This is a genomic window from Cupriavidus necator A5-1 (assembly GCF_000744095.1).
Lineage (GTDB): Bacteria > Pseudomonadota > Gammaproteobacteria > Burkholderiales > Burkholderiaceae > Cupriavidus > Cupriavidus necator_A.
The window spans coordinates 1,777,530-1,797,197 of sequence record NZ_JQLI01000008.1; the positions used below are offsets into that span (position 1 = coordinate 1,777,530).

The window sequence follows — 19,668 nt, forward strand, 5'->3', positions numbered from 1 at the left end:
GGCGAAAAACGGCATGGGAGGGATTGACGGCTGACCGGCCAGTGTACCGAGATTATTGCGGTGCGTCGCTTGGGGAAAGCGCCAATGCATCCCAGGTTTTGCCTGCCGGCGTCAGCCGCCTTGCGGGACGGGAATACGCCATCGGAAGGTGATTGTTGGTGCGCTGCCGCATAATTTCACATTATAAAAAACGATATCGCAATTTGAAAATTTCACTTGTGTTGCAATTTAGGCTTCCATAGAATCGGTTCGACCCAAGAATGCGGGCGGTAGCCATGCGCCTGCCGCGCGGAGGAACCGGAACAGGTTCCCCGGCGGTGGCTCCGATGCAGGGCGCGGCAGCGCCGGATCCGCAAGAGTGAGAGTCACACCGTAGAGCCCTGCCCGAGGCCAAAAGCGCGGGCGCGGCAGACCGAATTCAACGAATTCAACGAATTCACCCAGGAGACAGTCATGTCCGCCGTACCAGAGCAGATTCTCGGCGCGTCCAGCGCCAACGACGCCGATCCCCAGGAAACGCATGAATGGCTTGACGCCCTGCAGGGCGTCCTCGCCGCTGAAGGCCCCGCGCGCGCCGCGTTCCTGATCGACAAGCAGATCGAATACGCACGCGTGAACGGCGTGACCCAGCCGTTCCACGCCGAAACGCAGTACATCAACACGATCCCGGTCGACCAGCAGGCCCGCATCCCCGGCGACCAGGACGTCGAGCACCGCATCCGCTCGTACACCCGCTGGAACGCCATGGCGATGGTGCTGCGCGCCAACAAGCACACCAACGTCGGCGGCCATATCTCCTCGTTTGCTTCTGCTGCGACCCTGTATGACGTCGGCTACAACCACTTCTGGCGCGCCCCGTCCGAACAGAGCGGTGGCGACCTGGTCTTCGTGCAGGGCCACTCGGCTCCGGGCGTGTACTCGCGCGCCTTCCTGCTGGGCCGCCTGACCCAGGACCAGCTCGACAACTTCCGCCAGGAAGTCGACGGCAAGGGCATCTCGTCCTACCCGCACCCGTGGCTGATGCCGGACTTCTGGCAGTTCCCGACCGTGTCGATGGGCCTGGGCCCGATCATGGCCATCTACCAGGCCCGCTTCATGAAGTACCTGGACAGCCGCGGCCTGGCCAAGGCCGGCGATCGCAAGGTCTGGGCCTTCCTGGGTGACGGCGAGACCGACGAGCCGGAATCGCTGGGCGCGATCGGCATGGCCGGCCGCGAAAAACTCGACAACCTGGTCTTTGTCATCAACTGCAACCTGCAGCGCCTGGACGGCCCGGTGCGCGGCAACGGCAAGATCATCCAGGAGCTGGAATCCGAGTTCCGCGGTGCCGGCTGGAACGTGATCAAGGTGGTGTGGGGCAGCAAGTGGGATTCGCTGCTGGCGCGCGACACCAAGGGCCTGCTGATGAAGCGCATGATGGAATGCGTCGACGGCGAGTACCAGACGATGAAGGCCAAGGACGGCGCCTATGTCCGCGAGCACTTCTTCAACACGCCTGAGCTGAAGGCGATGGTGGCCGACTGGTCCGACGACGACATCTGGCGCCTGAACCGCGGCGGCCACGATCCGCACAAGATCTACGCCGCCTACAAGGCCGCCAGCGAGCACAAGGGCCAGCCCACGCTGATCCTGGCCAAGACCATCAAGGGCTATGGCATGGGCGACGCCGGCCAGGCCATGAACGTGGCCCACCAGCAGAAGAAGATGCCGGTGGACGCGATCCGCAAGTTCCGCGACCAGTTCAATATCCCCGTTGCCGACGACCAGCTGGAAGAGGTGCCGTACATCACCTTCCCGGAAGGTTCGAAGGAACTGGAGTACATGCGCCAGGCTCGCCTGAACCTGGGCGGCTACCTGCCGGCCCGCCGCCAGAAGGCCGAAGCCCTGCCGGTCCCGCAGCTGGCCGCGTTCGAGGCGCTGCTGAAGGCCACCGGCGAGGGCCGCGAAGTGTCCACCACCATGGCCTTCGTGCGTATCCTGAACACCCTGCTGAAAGACAAGCAGATCGGCAAACACGTGGTGCCCATCGTGCCGGACGAGTCGCGCACCTTCGGCATGGAAGGCCTGTTCCGCCAGGTCGGCATCTGGAACCAGGAAGGCCAGAAGTACGTGCCGGAAGACCATGACCAGCTGATGTTCTACAAGGAATCGCAGACAGGCCAGGTGCTGCAGGAAGGCATCAACGAAGCCGGCGCCATGTGCGACTGGATCGCCGCCGCCACGTCGTACTCGACACACGGCGTGCAGATGATCCCGTTCTACATCTACTACTCGATGTTCGGCATCCAGCGTATCGGCGACCTGTGCTGGGCCGCTGCCGACATGCGCTCGCGCGGCTTCCTGCTGGGCGGCACCGCCGGCCGCACCACGCTGAACGGTGAAGGCCTGCAGCACGAAGACGGCCACTCACACGTGTTCCACGCCGCGATTCCGAACTGCATCTCGTACGACCCGACTTTCCAGTACGAACTGGCGGTGATCATGCAGGACGGCCTGCGCCGCATGTACGCCGAACAGGAAGACATCTACTACTACCTGACGGTGATGAACGAGAACTACGAGCATCCGGAAATGCCGGCTGGCGTAGAGCAGGACATCGTCAAGGGCATGTACCAGTTCCGCAAGGGCGTCGAGAACAGCAACGCGCCGCGCGTGCAGCTGCTGGGCTCGGGCACGATCTTCCGCGAAGTGATCGCCGCCGCCGAACTGCTGAAGAAGGACTGGGGCGTCGAGTCGGACCTGTGGGGCTGCCCGAGCTTCACCGAGCTGGCCCGCGAAGGCCAGGCCACCGAGCGCTACAACCTGCTGCACCCGACCGAGACCCCGCGCGAGTCGTTCGTCGCGCAGAAGCTGAAGTCGGCCCGCGGTCCGGTGATCGCCTCGACCGACTACGTGCGCGCCTTTGCCGAACAGATCCGTCCGTTCGTGCCGCGCCGCTACGTGGTGCTGGGCACCGACGGCTTCGGCCGCTCGGACACCCGCGAGAAGCTGCGCCACTTCTTTGAAGTGGACCGCCACTGGGTCACGCTGGCCGCGCTCAAGGCGCTGGCCGACGAAGGCGCGATCGGCCGCGACAAGGTGGCCGAGGCCATCAAGAAGTACAACCTCGACCCGAGCAAGCCTAACCCGATGTCGGTCTGACCCGGCAGCCTGCACCAACCCCCGCAGTACGGCGACGCCGTGCCGCGGGCGCCCCGGCCCAGTGCCGGACGGCGCCTTGCGGCACGGCGGCGTGACAGAAGCGGGCGGCGAAGGTAATCTCGCCGCTTGCGGACGTCGCGCGCGCCGGCCTGCCCAGGAGACACTGAATGAGTCAAGCGATTGAAATCAAGGTGCCGGATATCGGCGACTATGACGCCGTTCCCGTCATTGAAGTGCATGTGAAACCCGGAGACAGCATCGACGCGGAAGACGCGCTGGTGACGCTGGAGTCGGACAAGGCCACCATGGACGTGCCCTCGCCGCAGGGCGGCGTGGTCAAGGATGTCCGCATCAAGGTGGGCGACAACGTGTCCGAAGGCTCGGTGCTGGTGATGCTGGAGCCGGCCGGCCAGGGCGCCGCAGCGCCGGCTGCCGCTCCGGCCCCGGCCGCAGCAGCGCCGGCCCCGGCGCCTGCCGCCGCAGCCCCCGCACCGGCTCCGGCCCCGGCCGCAGCGCCCGCCGGCGGTGGCGGCACCATCGAAGTGAAGGTGCCCGATATCGGCGATTACGACGCCGTGCCGGTCATCGAAGTCCACGTCAAGGCGGGCGACACCATCAGCGCCGAAGACGCGGTGGTGACGTTGGAATCCGACAAGGCCACCATGGACGTGCCCTCGCCGCAGGGCGGCGTGGTCAAGGAAGTCAAGGTCAAGGTCGGCGACAACGTGTCCGAAGGCACGCTGCTGCTGATCCTGGAAGGCGCCGCCGCGGCTGCCGCTCCGGCACCGGCCGCCGCTGCACCGGCCCCCGCGGCCGCCGCTGCACCGGCACCGGCTGCGGCCCTCGCCGCTGCCCCGGCGCCTGCCGCAGCCCCGGCTGCCGCGCCGGCACAGGCTGGCGTCACCGGCAAGGCCGCCCACGCCAGCCCCTCGGTGCGCAAGTTCGCGCGCGAACTGGGCGTCGACGTGACGCGCGTGCCGGGCACCGGTCCCAAAGGCCGCATCACCCAGGAAGACGTGCAGCAGTACGTCAAGGGCGTGATGACCGGCCAGGCCGCCGCGCCGGCCCAGGCTGCCGCGGCTGGCGGCGGTGGTGGCGAGCTTGGCCTGCTGCCGTGGCCGAAGGTCGATTTCACCCGCTTCGGCGAGGTGGAAAGCAAGGCCCTGTCGCGCATCAAGAAGATCTCGGGTGCCAACCTGCACCGCAACTGGGTCATGATTCCGCACGTCACCAACCATGACGAAGCGGACATCACCGATCTGGAAGCCTTCCGCGTCCAGCTGAACAAGGAAAACGAGAAGGCCGGCATCAAGGTAACGATGCTCGCGTTCATGATCAAGGCCACCGTGGCGGCGCTGAAGAAGTTCCCGAACTTCAACGCTTCGCTGGACGGCGACAACCTGGTGCTGAAGAAGTACTTCAACATCGGCTTCGCCGCTGACACCCCGAACGGCCTGGTCGTCCCGGTGATCAAGGACGCCGACAAGAAGGGCGTGTTCGAGATCAGCCAGGAAATGGGCGAGCTGGCCAAGCTGGCGCGCGACGGCAAGCTCAAGCCCGACCAGATGCAGGGCGGCTGCTTCTCGATCTCGTCGCTGGGCGGCATCGGCGGCACGTATTTCACGCCGATCATCAATGCGCCGGAAGTCGCGATCATGGGCGTGTGCAAGTCGTTCCAGAAGCCGGTGTGGGACGGCAAGCAATTTGCCCCGCGCCTGACGCTGCCGCTGTCGCTGTCGTGGGACCACCGCGTCATCGACGGTGCCGAGGCGGCGCGCTTCAACACGTACTTCGCGCAACTGCTGGCCGACTTCCGCCGCATCCTGCTGTAAAGCGGCTGCTTAAAAATGATTCTGGCGTCGTTGCGCGGCCTTGCCGTACCACTTGTACTGTCTGCGGCCGCGCGCCTAGCCAGAACCGCTTCGCTTCATTTTGAAGCAGCCGCAACGCACACCGGCTTTGCCGGTGCGCGAAAAGGCTGGCGCCTGAGTCGAATAGGAGGAGCGAGCCATGACTACTTGTGTTGTCGTACGGAAGGGCGCCGAGGTGGCGATCGCGGCGGACGCGCTGGTCACCTTCGGCGATACGCGCCTGTCGCGCGCCTACGAGCGCAACCAGAAGGTATTCCCGGTGGGCGATGGCTTTATCGCGCTGGCCGGGACCACCGCGCACTTCCCGGTCATGCGCACGCTGCTGGCGGGCCTGGGCGAGGAGTGCCGGCTGGGCTCGCGCGACGACGTGTTCCGCACCTTCCTGAAGGTGCACGACAAGCTGAAGTCGGATTACTTCGTCAACACCAAGGAAGACGATGACGATCCGTACGAGTCGTCGCAGATCGTCTGCCTGATTGCCAATCCGGCCGGCATCTTCGGCGTCTACTCGTACCGCGAGGTGTTTTCGTTCGACCGCTTCTGGGGCATCGGCTCGGGCCGCAACTACGCGCTGGGCGCGATGCATGCGGTGTATGACCGGCCGGACCTGGATGCGGGCGAGATCGCGCGCATCGGCGTCGATGCGGGCGTGGAGTTCGACAAGAGTTCGGCCGGGCCGATCGAGGTCCACACCGTGCGGTTGCACGAGGGCGGCACCACGGCAGCAGCAGCCGAGGATGCGGCAGAGACGGCGCCGGAAGACGAGGCGGCGGCAGACCACGCGGCAGAAGACAACCCGGCAACCAACAACGACGGCGCGCCCTGAAGCCAGATGGCTGGCGCGCATTGAGGAGCAAAGCATGAGTGTGATCGAAGTCAAGGTGCCGGATATCGGCGATTTCGACGCGGTGGAAGTGATCGAGGTACTGGTCAAGGCCGGCGATACGGTCGAGATGGAACAGTCCCTGATCGTGCTGGAGTCCGACAAGGCGAGCATGGACGTGCCGTCGTCGGCCACCGGCAAGGTGGTGGAGGTCAAGGTCAAGGTGGGCGACAAGGTCGGCCAGGGCGCGGTGATCTGCACCGTCGAAGCCCAGCAGGCCGCGGCCGCACCGGCGCCGGCGCAAGCCCCGGCTCCGGCGCAGGCGCCCGCACCGGCCGCAGCGGCCGCAGCGGCCCCGGCCCCGGCACCCACGGCAGCCACCCACGGCGGCGGCGCCGACATCCAGTGCGAGATGCTGGTACTGGGCGCCGGCCCCGGCGGCTACTCGGCCGCCTTCCGCGCCGCCGACCTGGGCATCAATACGGTGCTGGTGGAGCGCTACAGCACGCTCGGCGGCGTCTGCCTGAACGTCGGCTGCATCCCGTCCAAGGCACTGCTGCACAACGCCGCGGTGATCGACGAAGCCAAGGCGCTGGCCGCCCACGGCATCCTGTTCGGCGAAGCCAAGATCGACCTGGACGGCCTGCGCCACTACAAGAACCAGGTGGTCGGCAAGCTGACCGGCGGCCTGGCCGGCATGGCCAAGGCACGCAAGGTGCAGGTGGTGCGCGGCATCGGCAACTTCCTCGACCCGCATCATCTCGAGGTCGAGCTGACCGAAGGCGAGGGCAAGCGCAGCACCGGCAAGAAGACCGTGATCCGCTTCGAGAAGGCCATCATCGCCGCCGGCAGCCAGGCGGTGAAGCTGCCCTTTATCCCGGAAGACCCGCGCATCGTCGACTCGACCGGCGCGCTGGAACTGCCCGAGGTCCCCAACAAGATGCTGGTCATCGGCGGCGGCATTATCGGCCTCGAAATGGCCACGGTGTACAGCACGCTGGGTGCCGAAATCGATGTCGTGGAAATGCTCGACGGCCTGATGACCGGTGCCGACCGCGACCTGGTCAAGGTCTGGGAAAAGAAGAACAAGGACCGCTTCGGCAAGGTCATGCTGAAGACCAAGACGGTCGGCGTGGAAGCCAAGCCGGATGGCATCTACGTCAGGTTTGAAGGCGAGCAGGCCCCGGCTGAGCCAGTGCGCTACGACCTGGTGCTGGTGTCGGTGGGCCGCGCGCCCAACGGCAAGCGCATCAGCGCCGAGAAAGCGGGTGTGGCTGTGACCGACCGTGGCTTTATCAATGTCGACAAGCAGATGCGCACCAACGTGCCGCATATCTTCGCGATCGGCGACATCGTCGGCCAGCCGATGCTGGCGCACAAGGCGGTGCACGAAGCCCACGTTGCAGCCGAAGCCGCGCACGGCGAGAAGGCATACTTCGACGCGAAGCAGATCCCGTCGGTGGCCTTCACCGATCCGGAAGTGGCCTGGGCCGGCCTGACCGAGGACGAGTGCAAGGCGCAGGGCATCAAGTACAGCAAGAGCGTGTTCCCCTGGGCCGCTTCGGGCCGCGCCATCGCCAACGGTCGGGACGAGGGCTTTACCAAGCTGATCTTCGATGAGGAAACCCATCGCGTGATCGGTGGCGGTATCGTTGGCACGCATGCGGGCGACCTGATCAGCGAAGTCTGCCTGGCCGTTGAGATGGGCGCGGATGCGGTGGATATTGGCAAGACGATTCACCCGCATCCGACGTTGGGCGAGTCGATTGGCATGGCGGCCGAGATTTACGAAGGTACGTGTACTGACGTGCCGCCGCCGCGGAAGCGTTAACGGTTTGGAACCGTAGCAGGAAGCCCACCTCGATGGTGGGCTTCTTTTTGGCTGATTGTGCAATTAACCGCCGACGCGTTCGTCCGACCACGAATACGGGCGGGCTGGCAGGACGGGGCGGTTCAGGGTCGTTTTCGGGCCGTGCTCGGATCCGAGCTGCGCGGCCACGTGGCGGCCGTCAGGGCAAAAAATTGGCTTCGGCCGGAGGGCGGGATGGGGATGTGCTTTTGCGCTGCGGCATGCTGCGGCATGCATGCCGTCGAGCATCGACCAAACTGCATGCCGCAGGCCAAAAGCACATCCTCCCAAACCAGAATCCAAAAAAAACCCGACCTAAAGAGGTCGGGCTTAACGATACCTTTGGACAAGGAAACCGCGGTACCGAGGAGACATCGGCAGAAAAGGCAGCGCCGGTTCACTCAGTCGGGACACCACCTTCATCGTTGGCAAAACACACCGTCATTCTTGACCGCAATCCGATGTGCTTTGCCAACGGACCGGCCGGAGCCGGTCCATCTTCAACCCTTGCAGCTATCAGGCAGCAGTGGTCTTCTTCACCGGAGCCGTGGCCGTGCGGGCCGTGGCGCTGGCTTGCTGGGCAGCCTTGGTGGCAGCCGTCGCCGCAGCCTGGAAGTTGGTCTCAGCGATTTCGACCGCTTGCTTGGTCGCCTTCTGCACCGACTCGTAGGCGTTGTTGGCGGCGGAGATCGCCGACTTCACGATGGCCACGGTCGATTCCGAACCGGCCGGGGCGTTCTTGGCGAAGTTTTCGACCAGAGCCTGGACGTTCTTCGAGCCTTCGGCCAGTTGGGCCTCGGCCACCTTGGCGAATTCGCTCTGGGTTTCCGAAGCGATTTCGTACAGGTGACGGGTGTAGGCCAGGGTCTTTTCGGCGACCGGCTGCACGGCTGCGGCCTGGATGGCCAGCAGTTCTTGTGCGTCCTTGGCCGACAGGGCCTTCTTGGCGTTGTCGACGTTCTCGGCGAACGAGGTCTTGACGACCTGCAGGTTCAGCTCGACGAGCTTTTCGACGCCTTCGAACGCCTTGGTGGTCAGGCCGAACAGCGTTTCGAGGTTAGCCTTTTGCGCTGCCGCGACTTGTTCCGGGGTAAGGATCATTGCTGGTCTCCAGTGGTGAACTTCAAGGTCAAGCAAAATTAAGCCGCCTAGATGTCAGGGCCGTGACGGTGTTGTTTCCCGTGTCGGCCAGCCCAGGCGTGTGGGTGGGTCAGGACGCATCCGTTAGGTTTGGTGCGCCGCAACAATTCCCATTCTAGGGGTACCGTTTTTAATGTCAAGTGAATTTGGTGCATTGCACAATAAAGTTCTGCTTAAATGCCCCTCAGTGTGACGCCGGCGCCATCGGAGGCGCCTGCCGGCGAGGGCGAGGCGGGGGTGCTACCATCGCGGCTTGCCTTCGCCCGTACGGCTGGCCGCCGCCGCGATACCGACAAGACGTGAACAGAACCGCCCAGGGCATACCCATGCTTGCTTTCTACGCCGACCACTTTGTGCTGCCATTGCCACCCGGGCACCGCTTCCCCATGCGCAAGTACAGCATGCTACGCGACATAGTGTCGGCGCAGGTGCCTCGATTGCGTCTGGCGGAGGCGCCGCGCGCAGGCGATGACGCCTTACTGCTGGCACATACGCCAGAGTATGTGCAGGCGGCTTCGGCAGGCACGCTCGACGCGGCGCGCCAGCGCGAGATCGGCTTTCCGTGGTCCGAGGCGATGGTCGAGCGCTCGCGACGCTCCGCGGGCGCCACCATCGCGGCCTGCCGGGCCGCGCTGCACGAAGGCGTCGCGGTGAACCTGGCGGGCGGCACCCACCACGCCTATTCCGACAAAGGTGGCGGCTTCTGCGTGTTCAACGACGCCGCCATCGCCGCGCGCGTACTACAGCGCGATGGCGACGTGCGTCGCGTGGCGGTGGTCGATCTGGACGTGCACCAGGGCAACGGCACCGCGTCGATCCTGCAAGGCGATCCGTCGGTCTTCACGCTGTCGCTGCACGGCGAGAAGAACTACCCGTTCCGCAAGGAGGCCAGCGACCTGGACGTCGGCCTGCCGGACGGTTGCGACGACGACACCTACGCGCAAGCGCTGCAGGCAGCGCTCGACACGCTGTTCAGCCGTTTCAATCCCGACCTGCTGATCTACCTGGCCGGCGCCGACCCGCATGAAGGCGATCGCCTCGGACGGCTCAAGCTGACCATGGCCGGCCTGGCACAGCGCGACCGCCTGGTGTTCGATACCGCCTTCGCGCGCCGGCTGCCGGTCGCGGTGGCGATGGCAGGCGGCTATGGCAACCAGATCGAGGACACTGTCGCCGTGCACGCGCAGACCGTGCGCCTGGCTGCGCAGTTTCACGCGCGCAATGCCCGGCAAGCGCAGCTGGCGGTGGCGTCATGAGCGGCGTGGTGGAGCAAGGACGCACCGCGGCGGCCACTCCTCGGTCCACGCTCTGGCTCGCGGCGATGCCGTGGCTGTTCGTGCTGATCTGGAGCACCGGCTTTATCGTCGCCAAGTACGGCATGCCCTATGCCGAGCCGATGACCTTCCTGTTCCTGCGCTTTGCCGGCGTGCTGGTGCTGATGGTGCCGTTCGTGCTGCTGGCGCGCGTGCCGTTGCCGCAGTTGCAGAATCCGCCAACGGCGGCATCGGCAACCCCGGAGCGGCGGACCGACTGGCGCATGGTCGGCCATATCGCCGTGGCAGGCCTGCTGCTGCAGGCTGGCTACCTCGGCGGCGTATGGGCGGCGATCAAGCTCGGCATGTCAGCCGGGGTGTCGGCGCTGCTGGTCGGCATGCAGCCGATCCTGACCGCGCTGATCGCCAGGCGCATGGGCGAACGCATCGGCGCGCGCCAGTGGCTGGGCCTGCTGCTGGGTATTGCCGGCGTGGCGCTGGTGGTGGCCAACAAGCTCGGTACCAGCGGGCTGACGCCGGCAAGCCTGGCGCTGGCCGGCGCGGCCCTACTCAGCATCACGGTGGGCACGGTCTACCAGAAGCACTTCTGCCCGGTGTTCGACCTGCGCATGGGCTCGGTGATCCAGTTCGCCTCGGCCGCGCTGGCGTGCCTGCCGTTCATGTTCCTGTTCGAGACCCGCGAGGTTCAGTGGACGGCCGCGATGCTGGGCGCGCTGGCCTGGTCGGTGGTGGCGCTGTCGATCGGCGCGATCTCGCTGCTGTTCCTGCTGATCCGGCAGGGCGCGGCCACCAAGGTGTCGAGCCTGATGTACCTGACGCCGCCCACCACCGCGGTGATGGCCTGGCTGCTCTTCGGCGAGCGCTTCCCGCCGCTGGCCGCTGCCGGCATGGTGCTGGCGGCGCTTGGCGTGGCGCTCGTCATCCGCCGCTAGCCCCCGCGCGTTCGTATCGCGTATGTGGCTGTTTCAGCGCTGTCCTGCCGAGCCTTCCGATCCGTCCTGTTCCGTTCACGTCCCATGAAACCGCAAGCCGAGTCGCGCAGTGCCTATCCGTACTACCAGCCCATCACCACGCGTTGGATGGATAACGATGTCTATGGCCACATTAACAACGTTGTCTACTACAGTTACTTTGACACCGTGGTGAATTCCTACCTGATCCGGCAGGGCGTGCTCGACATCGAAGCGGGCAGCACCATCGGGCTGGTGATCGAGACGCAGTGCAACTACTTCTCGTCGCTCAGCTTCCCGGAGACCGTGGTAGCGGGCCTGCGCGTGGCCAGGCTGGGTACGTCCAGCGTGCGCTACGAGGTAGGCCTCTTCAGCGGCGACAACGAGCTTGCCGCCGCGCAAGGGCATTTCATCCACGTCTATGTCGATCGCGCCACGCGCCGGCCGGTACCGCTGCCGGCGCCGCTGCGCGAGGCGCTGCTGCCGCTGGCGGTGGCCGGCGCGCGGGGGTGAGGACGGGGCAACAGGAGATAAACAAGATGTCCCTCGAGATGCAATTTGGTTCGCAGGATGCCGTGGACTGCGTGGATCGCGCGATCCTCACGCGGCGTTCGGTGCGGGCCTTTCTCGATACGCCCGTGCCGCGTGAGACCGTGGAAGAAATCCTGGCCGTGGCCAGCCGTGCGCCGTCTGGCACCAACGCGCAGCCGTGGCGCGTCTATGTGCTGTCGGGCGAGGCCAAGGTCAAGCTGTGCGCCGACGTGCTGGCCGCCTATGAGGACCCCGAGCGCGACAGCAAGTACATGGAGGAGTATCCGTACTACCCGCGCGAGTGGGCCGATCCCTACCTGGCGCGGCGGCGCAAGGTGGGCTGGGACCTGTACGGCCTGCTGGAGATCAGCCGCGAGGACAAGGCGCGCATGCACGAACAGCACGCGCGCAACTTCCGTTTCTTCGATGCGCCGGTGGGGATGATCTTCACCATCGACCGCATCATGGAGCAGGGCAGCTGGCTGGACTACGGCATGTTCCTGCAAAGCATTATGGTCGCCGCCAGGGCGCGCGGGCTCGATACCTGCCCGCAGGCGGCGTTCACGCAGTTTCACAAGATCATTGCCAGCCACCTGCGGCTGCCACCGGAAGAGATGGTGGTATGCGGCATGTCGCTGGGTTTTGCGGATCCGGAAGCGCTGGAGAACCGGCTGACCACCGAACGTGAACCGGTCAGCGGCTTTGCGCGTTTCCTCTCATAGTGAGATTTGTATCAATGTGTAACGATTGGTGCCGATATACCACACGAGGTCCCCGTATCGGCAGGGTCGTTGCCTTGGGGAGTGGCAGGTGATTTGAGGTGAGCCCAAAGACAGTTCGTTTTCGAACAGGGTTGGACGTGATGAGACGTCAACTTTTTCCACATCGTGGAAATGTTTGCAAATCGAACTTTAAGGAGCGTCTGTAAGTCTTTAATCTTGCTAACAATTTCTTTATTTCCTACACTAGCGCCATTCTTATGCGCTGAACGAATCATGTTCCGGTCTGATTCCATTTTTTCCAGATTCTTCGGCTCCACGCCCCTGTCCGCCGTCGCCGCCGCGGTCCTGGTGTCGGTGTCGATGGTCGCGGCGCCCGTGGCCGAAGCGGCCACAAAGTCCGCAAGCACCCAAAAAACGTCTAAAAAGCAGGCTAAATCGGCTGACGTCGAGAAAAAGAGCGCTTCGAAGACGGTTTCGGCAAAGTCACGCAACACCAAGGTAGCCGCGCGTGAAGCCAGCTCCCCGCGCAAGGTTATCGTGCTGAAGAACGGCAAGCGCCAGGTGGTGGCCTCGCATCGCGCCGCGCCGGTCCGTGCCGCCTTTACGCCGGCCAAGCCCTCGCTGGGCGAAGCCATGGGGCTGCGCGATACCGCCGACGCGCTCGCGCTGCGTTCCAGCGTGGCGCTGGTGATGGACCAGGGCTCCAATGAGGTGCTGTTCCAGAAGAACGCCAGCGCGGTGCTGCCGATCGCCTCGATCACCAAGTTGATGACGGCACTGGTGGTGATGGACGCGCGCCTGCCGATGGACGAGGTGCTGACCATCAGCGAGGAAGACCGCGACAACGAGAAGCACAGCAGCTCGCGCCTGCGCTTCGGCACGCAGCTCACGCGCCAGGAACTGCTGCTGCTGGCGCTGATGTCGTCCGAGAACCGCGCCGCGTCGGCGCTGGGCCGCAACTATCCGGGCGGCCTGCCTGCGTTCGTGCAGGCGATGAACCGCAAGGCGCGCGAGCTGGGCATGAACGACAGCCACTTTGTCGATTCCAGCGGCCTGTCGAGCAGCAACGTGTCGAGCGCGATGGACCTGGTGCGCATGGTCAACGCCGCCTACCGCAACCCGACCATCCGCGAGTTCTCGACCCAGCCCGAGCATGAAGTCAACGTGCTGGGCCGCACCCAGCACTACGTCAGCACCAACCGCCTGGTGCGCGGCGGCAACTGGGAGATCGGCCTGCAGAAGACTGGCTTTATCTCCGAGGCTGGCCAGTGCCTGGTGATGCAGGCCAAGGTCCAGGGCCGCAACGTGGTGATGGTGTTCCTGGATTCGGCTGGCAAGCTGTCGCGTTTTGCCGATGCCAACCGCGTCAAGGACTGGCTGGAACACTCGCCATCGCCGTCGTCACCGCAGCCGCATGGTTTCCCGTCGTCGCCCAACCTGACGCAGGGGCCGATCGGGGCGCAGGCGATCCTGGCTTCGCAGCAAGCGCGCGGCACCTGATTCGGATTGCCTGACCGGAAAAAGACGCGCCGTCCTGCGGCGCGTTTTTCTTTTTTTTTTGCGATCCCGCTCTGTCAGAGCAGCTTGCCGGGGTTCATGATCCCGGCCGGATCGAACACGGCCTTGATCTCGCGCATCAGCCTCAGTTCCAGCGGGTCCTTGACCGCGAGGAAGGCGTGGCGCTTGAGCTGGCCGATTCCGTGCTCGGCGCTGATACTGCCGCCATAGCGCATCACTTCGTCCAGCACCGCGTCGGTCACCGCATCGCCTTGCGTGGCCGCCCAGTCCTTCGGTGCACCGGCCGGGCGCGACAGGTTGTAGTGCAGGTTGCCGTCGCCGAAGTGTCCGAAGATAAACGGCCGGATGGCCGGATCCAGCGCGCGCAGCCGGGTTGCCATCGAGGTCATGAACGCCGGGATCTGCTCGATCGGCAGCGACACGTCGTGCTTCAGGTGCGAGCCGTCGGCGCGTTGCGCTTCTGATATCTCCTCGCGCAGTTTCCACAGCGCCTGCAGTTGCGCCAGCGAGGCGGACACTGCGGCATCGAGGCACAGTTCGCGTTCCAGCGCTTCGCCGATCACGCGTTCGAGCAGCGCGTTGAGCGCGTCCGCATCGGTGGTATCGGCCAATTCCACCAGCACGTAGGCGGGGTAGCGCTGCGCGAACGGTTCCTGCACGCCTTCCGCGTGCGTGAGCACCAGGTCCAGGCAATCGCCGGTAAAGAACTCGAAAGCCTGCAGGCGCGCGCCGCATTGCTCGAACAGCAGTTCATAGAGTTCCAGCGACTGCGCCGGCGAGGCCACCGCCGCCAGCACCACGCTGCGCGTGTCGGTGCGCGGGAACAGCCGCAGCACGGCCGCGGTGATCACGCCCAGCGTGCCTTCCGATCCGATCAGCAACTGCTTCAGGTCGTAGCCGGTGTTGTCCTTGCGCAGCGTGCGCAGGCCATGGAACACCTCACCGTTGGGCAGCACCGCTTCCACGCCGAGCACCAGCTCGCGCGCCATGCCATAGCGCACCACGTTCACGCCGCCGGCATTGGTCGCCAGGTTGCCGCCGATCTGGCAGGAGTCTTCCGCCGCCAGCGACAGCGGCAGCAGGCGGTTGGCGTCTTCCGCGGCGCGGCGCAGGTTGCCGAGGATGCAGCCGGCCTCGGCGACCATGGTGTTGGCGATAGTATCGAGCGAGCGCACCGCGTTCATGCGGTCCAGGCTCAGCACCACGTTCTGCGCCTGCGCATCGGGCGTGGCGCCGCCGCACAGGCCGGTGTTGCCGCCGCGCGGCACCACCGGCACCGCCGCCTGTTGGCACAACGCGAGGGCGCGCGACACCTCATCCACCGTGCGCGGCCGTACCACGGCCTGGGCCTGGCCGCGGTAGATGCCGCGCCAGTCCGACAGCCACGGAGCGATGTCGTCGGGGTTGGTCAGGACGGTGTCGGCGCCGAGGGCCTCGGTGAGCCGTTGCGCGAATTGGCTGGTTTGCATGATGGCGGTGTCGTCTTAAGAAAGGGAAGGGCGGGCGGGATCCGTTGCGGCAGTCGCACCCGGCGTATCGGCGGCACGCGGGCGCAATGTCAGTCCCAGCCGGCGGGCGGCGCATTGCAGGTGCGTGACTGCGGCCGCGCGCGCTGCGGTGGCATCGCCGCGGCGAATGGCGTCGACGATGGCTTCATGCTCGGCATGCACGCTTTCGGCCAGTCCGGCCTGGCGCAGCGTATTGGCGCGCGCGGTGGCGACGGCCTGGTGCAGCTGCAGGTTCAGGTACTGCAGCAGCTGGCGGTAGTAGGGGTTGTGCGTGGCGGCAGCGATGCCGATATGGAAGGCCGCGTCGATATCGGCGGCGGGCTGTGGGTCATAGAGATGGGCATGCAGGCGCTGCAGCAGCGCACTCAGCGTGTCCACGTCCTGGTCGGTGCGGCGCACCGCGGCCAATGCGGCGGCGGCGCCTTCCAGGTCGATGCGCAGGTCGTACAGGTCGGCCAGCTCGGCGGCATCGATATCCGGCTCGCGCGGCAATTGGAAGCCCGCGGCGCCGGTGCGCGAGCGCACCGTGCAGCCGACGCCCTGGCGCGTTTCCACAAAACCCTGCGAGCGCAGGTGTTCGGTGACTTCGCGGATCACAGCGGCGCTGACGCCGTACTGCTCGGCGAGCTGGCGGCCGGTAGGCAAGCGGGTGCCGACCGGGTAGGCGCCGCTCTCGATGTCGGCGCGCAGCTGGCGGGTGACCTGTTCGGTAAGGGTAATGGCACGGGTTCGCATGGGTGCCAATTATAAGGTTTGCTGGTTATCTGAAAACTAAGGGTAAACCAGAGGGTGATTCGTAGCGCGGCCACCAAAGCAAAACGCGCGGACTGCCGTGGCCGGCCGCCCGCGCGTCGTTCCCGCTTGCCGTGCTCAGGCGGCGGCTTCGGATACGTAGCCCATGCCGCGCGAGATCTGCAGCGCGGTGTCCTTCAGGTTCTGCAGCCAGCTGTCCTGCAGCCGGTCGGCCGGCGCCGACAGCGACAGCCCGGCCACCAGCCGGCGCGAATCGTCATAGATGCCGGCGGCGATGCAGCGCACGCCCAGTTCCAGCTCTTCGTTGTCGCGCGCGTAGCCGTTGGCGCGGACCCAGTTCAGTTCGCGCTCCAGCTTGGTCAGGTCGGTGATCGAGGTGCGGGTGTGGCCGGCCAGCCCGGTGCGGGTGGCGTAGTTGCGCACGCGTGCACTCTCGTCAGCCGCCAGGAACAGCTTGCCGACCGAAGTCAGGTGCAGCGGGGCGCGGCCGCCGATGGCGCGCACCACCTGCATGCCCGAGCGCTCGCTGTAGGCGCGCTCGATATAGACGATCTCGTCGCCCTGGCGCACCGACAGGTTGACGGTCTGGCCGGTGACACGGTGCAGCGCGCGCATCGGCGCCAGCGCCGCGTCACGCACGGACAGGCGTGCCTTGACCAGATTGCCCAGTTCCAGCAGGCGCATGCCGAGCCGGTAGCTGCCCGGATCGGAGCGGTCCACGAAACGGCAGGCCACCATGTCGTTCAGGATGCGGTGGGCGGTGGAAGGATGCAGCCCCGTGGCTAGTGAAAGCTCCTTCAGGCTGACCGGATCGGCGTGCTGCGCGAGGGCGTCCAGCAGGGTCATCATGCGCTCGATGACCTGGATGGACGTCTTGCCGGGTGACTTGTCTGCGTCGGACATAGGTGGAAATGGGAGGAATGTTGCGATGCGGCAATCTTGAGCGTCTGCCTGATTCTATCTCGCATCGTGAAAATTTCAATAGGTGAAATGACATTACGGTAAGAAACGGGCCGTGAGGTCGCCGCGTAAAGTGCTGTTCATTGCACCGGATTCACGTTTTTGCTGAACCGTTTGTGCGCCACGCGCGGCGCCAAGCGCGCATAATTGCGGGGTTTCGGGGTCTGGAGAAGCAAACAATGCGAGTCGGTCTGTTCGCCACCTGCCTGGTGGACCTGATGCGTCCGGAAATCGGCTTTTCGGTGCTCAAGCTGCTGGAAGCCGCCGGCTACGAGGTCATGGTGCCCGAGGCGCAGACCTGCTGCGGCCAGCCGGCCTACAACTCGGGCGAGCGCCGCGTGTCGCGCAACCTGGCGGAGAAATTCCTGCGCGAGTTCGAGATGTTCGACTACATCGTGGTGCCGTCCGGCAGCTGCGGCGGCATGATCCGCCACCACTACGCCGACCTGCTGGGCGACGACCCTGAGCTGAACGGCCGCTACGAGCGCCTGCGCGAGCGCGTGTTCGAGCTGACCGAATTCCTGGTCAACGTGGCGAAGATCGAAGTGCTGCCGTCCTCATTCGCCGGCCACGTCACCTACCACGACTCCTGCTCCGGCCTGCGCGAGCTCGGCGTCAAGCAGCAGCCGCGTGAACTGCTGGCGCGCCTGCCCGGCGTGCAGCTCACCGAGATGAAGGACTGCGAGGCCTGCTGTGGTTTTGGCGGCACCTTCTCGGTCAAGTACGGCGATATCTCGACGGCGATCGTCGACGAGAAGTGCGCCAATATCAAGGCCAGCGGTGCCGAGGCGGTGGTGCTGGGCGACCTGGGTTGCATCCTCAATATCGAAGGCCGCCTGCGCCGCACCGGCGACAGCCGCACGCGCGTGCTGCATATCGCCCAGGTCCTTGCGGGTGATGCCTGACAATCAGCCCTGACCTCCGGAAGACGCCACGATGCAAGTCCACAGCATGGAATTCAAGGCACGCGCCGGCCAGAAGCTGGCTGACCAGCGCCTGCAGCAGAACCTGAAGAAGCTCTCGACCAAGTTCGTCACCGCGCGCGCCGATGCGATCCGCGATATCGACTTCGATGCCACGCGCGAGGCGCTGAAGGAACGGCGCAACCGCGCGCTGGAAAACCTCGACGTCTGGCTGGCCACCTTCGAAGAAAACGCAACCAAGCGCGGCGCCACGGTGCTGTTCGCCGAAACCACCGCGGACGCCGCGCGCCTGGTCGCCGAGATCGCGCAGAAGCACGGCGTGAAGAAGGTCATCAAGAGCAAGTCGATGGTGACCGAGGAGATGCGCCTGAACGAGGTGCTGGGCGAGATGGGCGTGCAGAGCATCGAGACCGATCTCGGCGAGTACATCCTGCAGATCAACGACTCGGAACCGCCGTCGCACATCATTGCGCCCGTGGTGCACAAGGACAAGGATGAGATCGCCGACCTGTTTGCCCGCGTCCACCACAAGCCGCGCCTGACCGAGATCCCGGAGATGACGCGCGAGGCGCGCGAAGTGCTGCGCCCCGAGTTCCTGAGCGCCGACATGGGCGTCACCGGCGGCAACTTCATCATCGCCGAGACCGGCTCGGTGGCGGTTGTCACCAACGAGGGCAACGAGGGCATGTGCACGGTGATGCCGCGCGTGCACGTGGCCGTGACCGGGATCGAGAAGGTGTTGCCCACGCTGGAAGACCTGGCCACGGTGATGCGGCTGCTGCCGCGCTCGGCGACCGGCCAGGCAATCTCCAACTACTTCTCGCTGCTGACCGGCCCGCGCGCCGAAGGCGAGCGCGACGGCCCGGAGCATATGTATTTCGTGCTGGTCGATGGCGGCCGCACCGGGCTGATCGGCGGCGACTTCCAGGAAATGTTGCGCTGCATCCGCTGCGGGGCGTGCATGAACCACTGCCCGGTCTATCAAAAGATCGGTGGCCATGCTTATGGCTGGGTTTATCCCGGTCCGATGGGCAGCGTGCTGACGCCGAGTTACGTGGGCCTTGCCAATGCCGTGGACCTGCCGCAGGCGGCAACGATGTGCGGCGAGTGCAATCGCGTATGCCCGGCTTCGATCCCGCTGTCCGACCTGCTGCGCAAGCTGCGCGAGAAGCAGATGGAGCGAGGGCTGCGCCCGTGGCAGGAGCGGTTCGCGCTGCAGGCCTGGGGCTACGTGGCCAGGCGCCCCGAGCTGTATGCCTTTGCGACCCGCATCGGCGCCTGGCTGCTGGGCCGCATGGGCGGCCGCAACAAGCTGATCGCCAGCCTGCCGATGGCCGGCAAGGGCTGGACCGCAACCCGCGACATGCCGGCGCCTTCAGGCCGCACGTTCCGCGAACTCTACAAGGAAAGGAGGGCGCGTTCATGAGCGCAGCCAATCAGGAAGCACTGGCGCGCATGCGTGCCGCACTGGACCAGCACTTGGGTGGATCGATGCCCGCGGGCGATCTGGTACGCGCATGGCGCGAAGCCGGCATCGGGCTGTCGCTGCCGCCGGTCTACGGGCAGGCGATGGAAGAATTGCTGCGGCGGCTGGAGATGTCCGCCGTGTTTGCGCAGGACAGCTGTTCGTTCTCGAGCTCGGCGGTGACGGATCAGCTGTCGCGCTGGCTGGACAAGGCAGCGACGGTCTGAGGCCTTCAGCGCT

General features: G+C 65.6%; 16 protein-coding genes. 12 read left to right on the forward strand and 4 right to left on the reverse strand.

Annotated elements, in window-relative coordinates:
* Positions 1-453 precede the first annotated feature (453 nt).
* The 4 genes from aceE (at position 454) to lpdA (ending at position 7,666) form a co-directional block, all read left to right on the forward strand.
* Positions 454-3,141 carry a pyruvate dehydrogenase (acetyl-transferring), homodimeric type gene (aceE, locus tag K307_RS32410; protein WP_042885039.1) on the forward strand — a complete coding sequence of 896 codons (2,688 nt, stop codon included), beginning with the start codon at positions 454-456 and terminating at the stop codon, positions 3,139-3,141.
* Positions 3,142-3,308: 167 nt separating this feature from the next.
* Positions 3,309-4,973, forward strand: a complete 1,665-nt coding sequence (gene aceF / locus K307_RS32415; protein WP_042885041.1) for a dihydrolipoyllysine-residue acetyltransferase — start codon at positions 3,309-3,311, stop codon at positions 4,971-4,973.
* A gap of 178 nt (positions 4,974-5,151) precedes the next feature.
* On the forward strand, positions 5,152-5,838 hold the full coding sequence (locus K307_RS32420) for an MFS transporter (protein ID WP_042885043.1): 687 nt from the start codon (positions 5,152-5,154) through the stop codon (positions 5,836-5,838).
* A gap of 34 nt (positions 5,839-5,872) precedes the next feature.
* The gene (gene lpdA, locus K307_RS32425; RefSeq protein WP_042885045.1) at positions 5,873-7,666 is read left to right on the forward strand and encodes a dihydrolipoyl dehydrogenase; all 1,794 of its coding nucleotides are present in this window, start codon (positions 5,873-5,875) and stop codon (positions 7,664-7,666) included.
* A gap of 534 nt (positions 7,667-8,200) precedes the next feature.
* Here the strand turns inward: lpdA and phaP1 are convergent.
* The gene (gene phaP1 / locus K307_RS32430; protein WP_042885047.1) at positions 8,201-8,785 is read right to left on the reverse strand and encodes a TIGR01841 family phasin PhaP1; all 585 of its coding nucleotides are present in this window, start codon (positions 8,783-8,785) and stop codon (positions 8,201-8,203) included.
* 365 nt (positions 8,786-9,150) lie between these two features.
* Between phaP1 and K307_RS32435 the strand changes: the two genes are divergently transcribed.
* From K307_RS32435 to pbpG, 5 genes are all read left to right on the forward strand, one after another.
* Positions 9,151-10,080 (forward strand): histone deacetylase, encoded by a 930-nt coding sequence (locus tag K307_RS32435; RefSeq protein ID WP_042885048.1) that lies wholly within the window; start codon positions 9,151-9,153, stop codon positions 10,078-10,080.
* Positions 10,077-11,030: a DMT family transporter gene (locus K307_RS32440; protein ID WP_080745289.1), complete on the forward strand. Its 954-nt coding sequence runs from the start codon at positions 10,077-10,079 to the stop codon at positions 11,028-11,030. The genes K307_RS32435 and K307_RS32440 overlap by 4 nt, the downstream gene beginning before the upstream one ends.
* Positions 11,031-11,114: 84 nt before the next feature.
* Positions 11,115-11,561, forward strand: a complete 447-nt coding sequence (locus K307_RS32445) for an acyl-CoA thioesterase (RefSeq protein WP_042885050.1) — start codon at positions 11,115-11,117, stop codon at positions 11,559-11,561.
* A 26-nt stretch (positions 11,562-11,587) separates the two neighbouring features.
* Positions 11,588-12,301 (forward strand): nitroreductase, encoded by a 714-nt coding sequence (locus tag K307_RS32450; protein ID WP_051975256.1) that lies wholly within the window; start codon positions 11,588-11,590, stop codon positions 12,299-12,301.
* A gap of 273 nt (positions 12,302-12,574) precedes the next feature.
* Positions 12,575-13,801 (forward strand): D-alanyl-D-alanine endopeptidase, encoded by a 1,227-nt coding sequence (gene pbpG, locus K307_RS32455; protein ID WP_155301310.1) that lies wholly within the window; start codon positions 12,575-12,577, stop codon positions 13,799-13,801.
* 74 nt (positions 13,802-13,875) lie between these two features.
* Here the strand turns inward: pbpG and K307_RS32460 are convergent, their stop codons facing one another.
* From K307_RS32460 to K307_RS32470, 3 genes are all read right to left on the reverse strand, one after another.
* A complete protein-coding gene (locus tag K307_RS32460; protein WP_042885052.1) occupies positions 13,876-15,288 on the reverse strand; it encodes an FAD-binding oxidoreductase in 1,413 nt (470 codons plus the stop codon).
* Positions 15,289-15,303: 15 nt separating this feature from the next.
* A complete protein-coding gene (locus tag K307_RS32465; RefSeq protein WP_042885054.1) occupies positions 15,304-16,062 on the reverse strand; it encodes a FadR/GntR family transcriptional regulator in 759 nt (252 codons plus the stop codon).
* A gap of 135 nt (positions 16,063-16,197) precedes the next feature.
* Positions 16,198-16,983, reverse strand: coding sequence for an IclR family transcriptional regulator (locus K307_RS32470; RefSeq protein ID WP_022534455.1), 786 nt, complete (start codon positions 16,981-16,983; stop codon positions 16,198-16,200).
* Between the two features lie 236 nt (positions 16,984-17,219).
* On the opposite strand from K307_RS32470, the gene K307_RS32475 reads away from it, so the two are divergent.
* Genes K307_RS32475 through K307_RS32485 form a run of 3 tightly spaced genes read left to right on the forward strand, consistent with a single transcriptional unit; the run spans position 17,220 to position 19,655 of the window.
* Positions 17,220-17,945, forward strand: coding sequence for a (Fe-S)-binding protein (locus tag K307_RS32475; RefSeq protein ID WP_042885056.1), 726 nt, complete (start codon positions 17,220-17,222; stop codon positions 17,943-17,945).
* 31 nt (positions 17,946-17,976) lie between these two features.
* Positions 17,977-19,389, forward strand: coding sequence for a LutB/LldF family L-lactate oxidation iron-sulfur protein (locus K307_RS32480; protein ID WP_042885057.1), 1,413 nt, complete (start codon positions 17,977-17,979; stop codon positions 19,387-19,389).
* Positions 19,386-19,655 (forward strand): hypothetical protein, encoded by a 270-nt coding sequence (locus K307_RS32485; protein WP_042885059.1) that lies wholly within the window; start codon positions 19,386-19,388, stop codon positions 19,653-19,655. Before K307_RS32480 ends, K307_RS32485 begins: the two co-directional genes overlap by 4 nt.
* Positions 19,656-19,668: the final 13 nt, after the last annotated feature.

Coding starts and splice junctions, on each gene's coding strand:
- aceE (WP_042885039.1), top strand. CDS start 454: ATGTCCGCCGTACCAGAGCAGATTCTCGGCGCGTCCAGCGCCAACGAC.
- aceF (WP_042885041.1), top strand. CDS start 3,309: ATGAGTCAAGCGATTGAAATCAAGGTGCCGGATATCGGCGACTATGAC.
- K307_RS32420 (WP_042885043.1), top strand. CDS start 5,152: ATGACTACTTGTGTTGTCGTACGGAAGGGCGCCGAGGTGGCGATCGCG.
- lpdA (WP_042885045.1), top strand. CDS start 5,873: ATGAGTGTGATCGAAGTCAAGGTGCCGGATATCGGCGATTTCGACGCG.
- phaP1 (WP_042885047.1), bottom strand. CDS start 8,785: ATGATCCTTACCCCGGAACAAGTCGCGGCAGCGCAAAAGGCTAACCTC.
- K307_RS32435 (WP_042885048.1), top strand. CDS start 9,151: ATGCTTGCTTTCTACGCCGACCACTTTGTGCTGCCATTGCCACCCGGG.
- K307_RS32440 (WP_080745289.1), top strand. CDS start 10,077: ATGAGCGGCGTGGTGGAGCAAGGACGCACCGCGGCGGCCACTCCTCGG.
- K307_RS32445 (WP_042885050.1), top strand. CDS start 11,115: ATGAAACCGCAAGCCGAGTCGCGCAGTGCCTATCCGTACTACCAGCCC.
- K307_RS32450 (WP_051975256.1), top strand. CDS start 11,588: ATGTCCCTCGAGATGCAATTTGGTTCGCAGGATGCCGTGGACTGCGTG.
- pbpG (WP_155301310.1), top strand. CDS start 12,575: ATGTTCCGGTCTGATTCCATTTTTTCCAGATTCTTCGGCTCCACGCCC.
- K307_RS32460 (WP_042885052.1), bottom strand. CDS start 15,288: ATGCAAACCAGCCAATTCGCGCAACGGCTCACCGAGGCCCTCGGCGCC.
- K307_RS32465 (WP_042885054.1), bottom strand. CDS start 16,062: ATGCGAACCCGTGCCATTACCCTTACCGAACAGGTCACCCGCCAGCTG.
- K307_RS32470 (WP_022534455.1), bottom strand. CDS start 16,983: ATGTCCGACGCAGACAAGTCACCCGGCAAGACGTCCATCCAGGTCATC.
- K307_RS32475 (WP_042885056.1), top strand. CDS start 17,220: ATGCGAGTCGGTCTGTTCGCCACCTGCCTGGTGGACCTGATGCGTCCG.
- K307_RS32480 (WP_042885057.1), top strand. CDS start 17,977: ATGCAAGTCCACAGCATGGAATTCAAGGCACGCGCCGGCCAGAAGCTG.
- K307_RS32485 (WP_042885059.1), top strand. CDS start 19,386: ATGAGCGCAGCCAATCAGGAAGCACTGGCGCGCATGCGTGCCGCACTG.